Origin of the sequence: Endozoicomonas sp. ONNA2, assembly GCF_024606365.1 — a bacterium.
GTDB lineage: Bacteria > Pseudomonadota > Gammaproteobacteria > Pseudomonadales > Endozoicomonadaceae > Endozoicomonas.
Genome location: NZ_JAHHPO010000061.1, coordinates 1 through 1,458 on the forward strand (window position 1 = coordinate 1; position 1,458 = coordinate 1,458).

The 1,458-nt window shown below is 48.1% G+C and carries 4 protein-coding genes; 1 reads left to right on the forward strand and 3 read right to left on the reverse strand.

Going from position 1 to position 1,458, the window contains the following annotated elements; translation table 11 throughout:
- Positions 1-58 precede the first annotated feature (58 nt).
- Positions 59-352, forward strand: coding sequence for a pyocin activator PrtN family protein (locus tag KDK14_RS00900; RefSeq protein ID WP_257263131.1), 294 nt, complete (start codon positions 59-61; stop codon positions 350-352).
- Here the strand turns inward: KDK14_RS00900 and KDK14_RS00905 are convergent.
- The 3 genes from KDK14_RS00905 to KDK14_RS00915 all read right to left on the reverse strand — a co-directional run.
- On the reverse strand, positions 339-584 hold the full coding sequence (locus KDK14_RS00905) for a type II toxin-antitoxin system ParD family antitoxin (RefSeq protein WP_257263132.1): 246 nt from the start codon (positions 582-584) through the stop codon (positions 339-341). The two genes, KDK14_RS00900 and KDK14_RS00905, sit on opposite strands and share 14 nt — an antisense overlap.
- Positions 585-772: 188 nt before the next feature.
- The gene (locus KDK14_RS00910) at positions 773-925 is read right to left on the reverse strand and encodes a hypothetical protein (RefSeq protein WP_257263133.1); all 153 of its coding nucleotides are present in this window, start codon (positions 923-925) and stop codon (positions 773-775) included.
- A 14-nt stretch (positions 926-939) separates the two neighbouring features.
- Positions 940-1,458, reverse strand: a 519-nt coding sequence (locus KDK14_RS00915; protein WP_257263134.1) for an Abi family protein, incomplete at its 5' end; no start/stop codon positions are given.

Below are 1,458 nucleotides of genomic sequence, written 5' to 3' on the forward strand. Positions count from 1 at the left end.
GTATAAAAATCAGAAAATTCCAGATTTAAATGAGGGGTGCTGAATAGTTACCTTTGGCATGTGTGAAAAACGGGCGAAGCTGGCTGCAGCCTCTCAAAAGCTGCCGGTTCCGGTGGTGCGCACCATGAACAGCCAGAAATCGCCGTGGATGGTGAATATTTCAGACCTGGCGGTTTATATTGACTCCCGGTATGAGCGCTACAGGAAAACGTGGGAAAAGGTTCAGATGCGTTTCCAAGCCATCCAGATAACAACTGGCTTGCTCATACCCGAAACAATCAAGACCAAACTCGAATATTCGCTCTATATCCAGCCCAGCTTCTGCCGACAGGCACTACTTAGTCATGCTTGACTCTCCGGGCTAATACACGCTCCCGGATATCGTCTACTGTATCGTTGCTGATCCCGCTGTTTTCACCGGTAATAAGTGCACTCCGAAGAGACTCTGTCGCCTCCTGACGCCGCCTGGCCTGACGAATCAAATCATTCACTACTTCACTTTTACTGCCATACTCGTCGCTCTCAACCTGAGCCTGCAACCATTGGTCATTGGGTGACGTGAGGGTAATGCTTTGCCTGGCCATGGGTCATCTCCTGCCTATCTATTGTGGTGTAATATTGCACCAGATTAGCACAGACGTGACCATTGGCCAGGTGTCTCAGGAATGAAAGCAAAAGATGAGAACAGGTTCATGGCACGCAACATTACTGCCGGTAGTCGTGCTTACTGGCATAACCAACACCAGAAATAAGCAGGATGAACTGGCACGAACTAGCAGCCAGAGCGTTCTACTGCAAAACCCTGCCACATCAGCCGCTGCAACCAGTCATCAGGAAAGCCCATCTTGCGAACATCAATGCGGTGGGCATTAATCAACTTAACCAGACGATCCTGCCAATGATTTTCACCACAAATCTTTTCCATCAAATAGGCAAGAATCACAAAGGTGTTGTATAGCTTTCTGAGCTGCCGGTCATATTCGGGCTTAACAACCAGACTGCTGACCAATTGTGAATCCGCCTTTGGGGTAGCATGGGAGTTTTCGTGAAATCACGATTCCAAAGGCGGGCATGATGCGCTGCATGATTCCGGACCAAAGACAGATGCTCGCAAAATGAAGACATCACCTTTTCATCCTGCCCGTAAATGCGACTGATTGACTGCCGGTCATGTCGGTATTTGATATTGCCAAACCATTTTGATAGCTGCCCCATGGTCAACAATTCAACCACAGCCCATACCGGCGGCAATGAGTCGCTGTATTTATCAAACAGATGCCGGATGAAGTCTTCTTTGCTTCTTTTGATATCCTTTTCCAGGTTATGCAGGCTATTGGCATAAATGACTGGATCCGAAAAAATATCGGACTTCAAATGAGGGTGCGCAGTCTGGTGATTATGGCTTAGCCCGGATATTTCATAAACTGCCCCGAATCTCGCGCAGGACTTTGTCGCTCT

What these genes read in the sequence shown, in the direction of transcription:
- KDK14_RS00900 (WP_257263131.1), top strand. Translation starts at nt 59, where the DNA reads ATGTGTGAAAAACGGGCGAAGCTGGCTGCAGCCTCTCAAAAGCTGCCG.
- KDK14_RS00905 (WP_257263132.1), bottom strand. Translation starts at nt 584, where the DNA reads ATGGCCAGGCAAAGCATTACCCTCACGTCACCCAATGACCAATGGTTG.
- KDK14_RS00910 (WP_257263133.1), bottom strand. Translation starts at nt 925, where the DNA reads ATGGAAAAGATTTGTGGTGAAAATCATTGGCAGGATCGTCTGGTTAAG.